The 5950-nt window shown below is 61.3% G+C and carries 5 protein-coding genes; all 5 read right to left on the reverse strand.

Going from position 1 to position 5950, the window contains the following annotated elements; genetic code table 11:
• Positions 1-220 precede the first annotated feature (220 nt).
• The 5 genes from ACLB0R_RS16790 to ACLB0R_RS16810 all read right to left on the reverse strand — a co-directional run bounded on the left by ACLB0R_RS16790 (position 221) and on the right by ACLB0R_RS16810 (position 5950).
• Complete coding sequence (locus tag ACLB0R_RS16790) at positions 221-1855, reverse strand: 3-(methylthio)propionyl-CoA ligase (RefSeq protein ID WP_167712851.1); 1635 nt, start codon at positions 1853-1855, stop codon at positions 221-223.
• A 33-nt stretch (positions 1856-1888) separates the two neighbouring features.
• Complete coding sequence (locus ACLB0R_RS16795) at positions 1889-2572, reverse strand: OmpW/AlkL family protein (protein ID WP_167712849.1); 684 nt, start codon at positions 2570-2572, stop codon at positions 1889-1891.
• An 84-nt stretch (positions 2573-2656) separates the two neighbouring features.
• Positions 2657-4321 carry a GMC family oxidoreductase gene (locus ACLB0R_RS16800; protein ID WP_167712847.1) on the reverse strand — a complete coding sequence of 555 codons (1665 nt, stop codon included), beginning with the start codon at positions 4319-4321 and terminating at the stop codon, positions 2657-2659.
• Positions 4322-4368: 47 nt separating this feature from the next.
• Positions 4369-5823 carry an aldehyde dehydrogenase family protein gene (locus tag ACLB0R_RS16805; protein WP_167712845.1) on the reverse strand — a complete coding sequence of 485 codons (1455 nt, stop codon included), beginning with the start codon at positions 5821-5823 and terminating at the stop codon, positions 4369-4371.
• Between the two features lie 58 nt (positions 5824-5881).
• Positions 5882-5950: a rubredoxin gene (locus tag ACLB0R_RS16810; protein ID WP_434953882.1), complete on the reverse strand. Its 69-nt coding sequence runs from the start codon at positions 5948-5950 to the stop codon at positions 5882-5884.

Here is a 5950-nt window from a genome sequence, read left to right on the forward strand (position 1 = left end):
TGGCGCCCCAGCGTGGATAAATGGGACGAATACGAGTCGCAGCTTATACTACGCTAGAGCTGCCACCTGCCGCCTAGAACCGCCGCTCCGCGCCGGCACCTACGCCCACGTGCTACGACTATAACAGGTCAACAAATGAAAGACCGTTTCACCGGCTGACCAATAACGGCCTGGAGGTGTGCACTGGAGGCCTGTCGCCGGTGATTATACCTCATATGGTTCAGCCCATAACAACGGGCGTATACGCATGTAACTTTCTTCGCAGCTCTGCTTTAAGTAATTTTCCGGTAGCTGTGTGCGGCAGTTCATCGACGAAGATGACGTCATCCGGAATCCACCACTTCGGGACCTTTCCTTCGAAGAACGTCAGCATCTCCTCGCGAGTCACGGTCGCGCCGGCTTTCCGAACAAGCACCAGCAGCGGCCGCTCGTCCCATTTGGGGTGGGGGATGCCGATCACAGCCGCCTCCTCAACCGCAGGATGACCGGCGGCAGTGTTCTCCAGATCGATCGAGCTGATCCACTCGCCTCCCGACTTGATGACATCCTTGGACCGATCGGTGATGGTCATGTACCCTTGGGGATCGATCGTGCAGACGTCGCCGGTGTGAAACCAGCCGTCATGCGTGAGCGCGGTGGTTTCCTCGCTGCGAAAATATGCCTTTGCCGTCCAGGGTCCGCGTACCAGTAAGTCACCGAAGGCCACGCCGTCCCTTGGCTGCGTGACGCCTTCGTCATTGACGATCTTGAGATTGACACCGAAGACGGGCCGGCCCTGCTTTGAAATCAGACCATAGCGCTGCTCCTCAGGCAGATTTCCGTCGCCCGGACGCGCGGACGTGATTGTGCCGAGTGGACTCATTTCCGTCATTCCCCAGCCTTGTATGACCCGCACGCCATGTTCCTTGTCGAACCGCTCGATCATGGCGCGCGGTGGCGCGGCTCCGCCGATCAGGGTCCGCTGCAGCTTAGACAGGCGGTGGCCGTTCGCTTCGCAATGGCGAAGCAAGTCCAGCCAGATGGTCGGAACGCCGGCGGCGAAAGTAACCGCCTCGTCTTCGAACAGCTCAAAAAGGCTGGCTCCGTCCATCCTGGAGCCAGGAAGCACCAGCCTTGCTCCGACCATGGGAGCGGCATAGGGGATACCCCAGGCGTTGGCGTGGAACATGGGGACGACAGGCAGGACGATGTCATCGGCGGTGAAGCCCATGGCATTAGCGCCGTTGATGGCCCAGGCGTGCAGGATCGTTGAGCGGTGGCTGTAGAGAACGCCTTTCGGGTCTCCCGTCGTGCCTGAGGTGTAGCAGAGCGACGCGGCCGTTTTCTCGTCGAATTCGGGCCAGTCGAACGCAGCGTCCTCCTTGGCGATCAGATCCTCGTAGCACAGCAGGTTGGTCAGGCTGGTTGCGGCAGGCATATGCGCGCGGTCGGTCATCACGACGATCCCCCGCACGCCCGAAAGCTCGGCTTGGACCCCTTCGAGAATGGCGAGGAGGTTGAGGTCGACGAAGATAAACCGGTCATCGGCGTGGTTGATGATGTAGGCGATCTGCTCCGGAAAGAGACGCGGATTGAGCGTGTGGCAGATCGCCCCGCTGCCGGACACCGCGAAGTAGACTTCGAGATGTCGATATCCGTTCCACGCCAGCGTGCCGATCCGGTCCCCCGCAACGACGCCCAGCGACCCAAGCGCATTGGCAAGCTGGCGCGAGCGCCGTGCGGCTGCGGCATAGGTATAACGATGAATGGGGCCTTCGATAGACCGGGATACGATTTCATTGTCTCCATGATACTCGGCCGCATGTTCGATAATCTGCGAGATGAGCAATGGACGGTCCATCATCAGGCCCAGCATTCAATTCTCCATGCAATGTGTCGGGATCTGCGCTCAGAAACGAAAAGTGATCCCGACGCTCGTCAGAATGGGATCGATGTCGAGGCGCGTTCGCGCAGGCGCTCCCCCAAGCGAACCGGACGCATGCGTGGAGAAGGGGACATACCGGACGTCAGCGTTCAGCATCCACGATCGGTTGAGTTCGTACCGAACGCCCAATTGGCCGGCCGGCGCCCAGCTATCGTGGATGTCGAAATCGCTCAGAGCCCTGTCGCGCTTGTTGAAGAACAGGACACGGCCCACCCCGACCCCGACATAGGGGTGGAGCTTGCCTCGGCTGTTGAAATGATATTGAGCAGAAAGGACCGCCGGCCCGTAATGGACCTTGGCGAGTGTTCCGAGCGGTGCGACGGTGCCGGCGCCGTCGATCTCGGCAGGGGCCGGCACGCCCAGGAACAGATTGGCGGCGATGTTCGGCGTGAAGAAATAGCCGACGTCCACGGTCGCGGTGGTCGCGTTGCCAATTCGCACGTTGGAGCCGGGAAGAGGTTCGCCCGCCAGGGTGATGTTCGGGGCGTTCTCATCCACAAGGACCCGCGTCGCATTCACGGTGACAGCCCACCGCTTGAGTTCCGGCGAATCCTGCGCGGAAGCAGGCTGAGCCAGGCAGGCAAAAACAAACAGCGCTCCGACGAGCGGCAACGGCGATGTATGAGCAGTCTTGCGAATGATGGTCATGATAGTCTCCTCCTCTTATGATGACCCGCCAGGTTCAGGAAGGTGTCGGTAAATCGTCGGCGATATTCCGTCCGGAGGGCCGCTCTATCCAGCCCGGCTCCACTGCCTGGCGCTCGGCGACACGGCAGAGGATTGTTCGTCGTCCGCGCCCGCGATGAGCTTGGTCTTTCGGAGAATGAGCCCCGCGGCGCGTTCCGCGATCATCATCGTCGGCGCATTGGTGTTCCCGGCGACGAGCGTCGGCATGATCGAGGCATCGACGACACGAAGACCCTCCACCCCGCGGACGCGCAACGCCGGATCGACAACCGACTGCTGGTCCCTCCCCATCCGGCACGTGCCCACGGGGTGGTAGATGGTTTCCGCTCGGTGGCGGATGTCCGCTATGATGTCCGCTTCGCTCTCGATCGACGATCCGGGAACAAGCTCGCGTTTCGAAAAGGTCGCTATCGAAGGCGCCGACAGGATTTGCCGCCCGATCCTTACCGCCGAGACCATCGTCTCTATGTCTTCGGGAGCCGAGAGATAGGCGGGATCGATCAAGGGATCGTCGAGCGGATCGCGGCTCTTGAGCCCGATCCGTCCCCGGCTCTTCGGCAAAAGATCACAAACATGCAAGGTGTAGCCATAGCCGAAGGCGATCTGCCGCCCATGGTCCTTCAGCAGCGTCGGAAGGAAGTGGAACTGCAGGTTCGGCCGACTTTGCGAGGGCGAGCTTTTGACGAAGCCGCCGGCTTCGGCGACGTTGCTCGTCAGGAAGCCCTTCCCCTGGAAGATGTAGGACAAAGCCCCAGCCAGCGCCCGCGGGATGAAGGAGGGCGCGATGCCGATCGGCGTGCGATCATTCGCTTCGTGCATGATCGTGATGTCGAGATGGTCCTGCAGGTTCTTTCCGACTGCCGGAAGGTCGACGGCGACCGGAATGCCGAGCGCGTCCAGCTCGGCAGCGTCGCCGATGCCGGACAGCATCAGCAGTTGTGGTGAATTGATCGCGCCGCCTGAAAGAATGACCTCACCCCTCGTGCGCAGATCGGTGAGCTTGCCGCCCGACGTATAGGTCACTCCGACCGCCTTGCGCCCCTCGAGGATGATCCGCGTTGCCCGCGCTCCGGTGATGATTTGGAGGTTGGGCCGCCCTATTGCCCCTGATAGGAAGGCCCGCGCGGAACTCCAGCGCCGCCCCTTGCGCTGCGTGACCTGGTAGAAGCCGACACCGTCCTGCGTTTCGCCATTGAAATCGATGTTGCGCGGAAACTGCGCCTCTTGGCCGCCCTCCACGAAAGCTTCGCTCAGCCGGTTGACGGTCCTAAGGTCGCTGACGTGCAGCTCGCCATAGCCGCCATGGTGCGCGTCGCTTCCAAATCGCTCGTTGGCCTCCATGGCCTTGAACAGCGGAAGCACATTGTCGAAGGACCAGATCGGGTCCGCCGCCTCTCCCCAGGCGTCATAATCCTCGCGATGACCGCGGATATAGACCATCGCATTGATCGAGCTTGAGCCGCCGAGCGTCTTTCCGCGCGGCCAGAACAGCCGTCGGTTGCCGAGATGGGGCTGCGGCTGCGTTTCATAGGCCCAGTTGAGCGTCTTGCTCTTGGAAAGAAGCGCGATCCCGATGGGCATGTGGATCAGCGGACTGCGGTCGGGCGGTCCCGCCTCAAGCAGACAGACCTGTATCTCGGGGTTGGCCGACAAACGCTCTGCCAGCAGACAACCGGCGGACCCGCCCCCCACTATGATATAGTCAAACATCCATGTCTCCGATCGGTGGTGCCAGCACCACTCTCTTGTTGGGGCGGTCAGCCGAGAATGCGGACTGTGATATCGATCAATCGCTTCACGGCGGGCGTGTAGGGCGGGAACAGAAGTCGCAGGACGGAGAACCTGTCCCTCAACACCGCGCGTTCGTGCGAGAATGCCTTGAAGCCGTGGAAGCCATGCGCGCTTCCGATACCGCTGTTATTGACCCCTCCGAACGGTAGATTGGGATGGAGGAACTGGACGACATTCTGGTTGATGCAAACACCGCCGGAACTGGTCCGCGCGATGATCGCCTCCCAGGCAGCGGCGTCCTTGCTGAAGATATAAAGAGCGAGCGGCTTGGGGCCGGCGTTGATAGCTTCGATGACGCTATCGATATCGTCAAACTCGATCAGAGGCAGGACCGGCCCGAATATCTCCTCCCGCGAGATCGCCATTTGATGGGTGGTGCCCCCGATCAGGGTGGGTGCGATATATTTTTGCGCCGGATCTCGCGTGCCGCCTTCGAGAACCAGTGCGCCGTGCGAGGTTGCATCGTCGAGTAGTGCGCTGAGGCGGTCGAAATGCCGCGAATTTACGATCCGCCCATAATCCGGACTGCCTTTCTGATCGGTCTCGGCCTTCCCGTACACGCGCCGGATTTCGCGCCGGAGGGCATCGACCAGGTTCCGCGCCTGATCGCGCGCAACATAGATATGGTCGGGTGCGATGCAGGTCTGGCCATTGTTGGAGAACTTTCCCCAGACGATCTTGCGCGCTGCGTCGTCGATATCGGCTGTCGAATCGACGATCGTGGGGGATTTGCCGCCAAGTTCGAGTGTTACCGAGGTGAGGTGCTTCGCGGCGGCTGCCATCACGATCTTGCCGACCTGAGGACTGCCGGTGAAGAAGATATGGTCGAACGGCAGGTCCAGCAGTGCCTGCGATACCGATGCGTCGCCCTCGCACACCGCGACCTGCTCGGGCGGAAATGTCTCTTCAACGATCTGCCGGATGATGGCGGACGTCGCCGGCGTCAGCTCCGACGGTTTGATAATAGCGGTATTTCCCGCGGCCAAGGCCGACGCCAACGGTCCGAGGCTCAGATTGACGGGATAGTTCCACGGCGCGATGATCAGACACACGCCCCTGGGTTGGTAGCGCACCTGCGCGCTGGTGCCGAACATGCCGAGCGAACCCGGAACGCGGTGGGGTTTCGTCCAGGACCTCAGGTGCAGTTTGGCGTGTGATATTTCCTGATAGACCGGGAAGAGTTCGGTCAGCCGCACCTCTGGTTCCGGCTTCCTGAAATCAGAGGCAAGCGCGCTGATGATGTCACCTTCGCGTCGCTTGATCGTAATTTTCAGCCGCGTCAGGCTATCCAGCCGATCCCGCAAGCCGAACCGCGCTCTATCACGCTCGACCGCCTCGCGCTGGCAGGCGAAGAGAGCCTGGATCTGATTCGCGTCGAGACCGGGGTCGGAGCTGGCGCGCGGGAATGCTTGGACATTCATGGGGCTCTCCTCACAATGACATGGCTGTTGAAGTCGCACGGTGGCACCTGGCGCTCCGTCAGAAGTCTAGACGTTCATAATCTTCCTTGGTCGCGCCGCAGTCCGGGCAGTACCAATCCGCGGGCAC

Source organism: Sphingomonas sp. GlSt437 (assembly GCF_048015635.2).
Taxonomy (GTDB): domain Bacteria; phylum Pseudomonadota; class Alphaproteobacteria; order Sphingomonadales; family Sphingomonadaceae; genus Sphingomonas.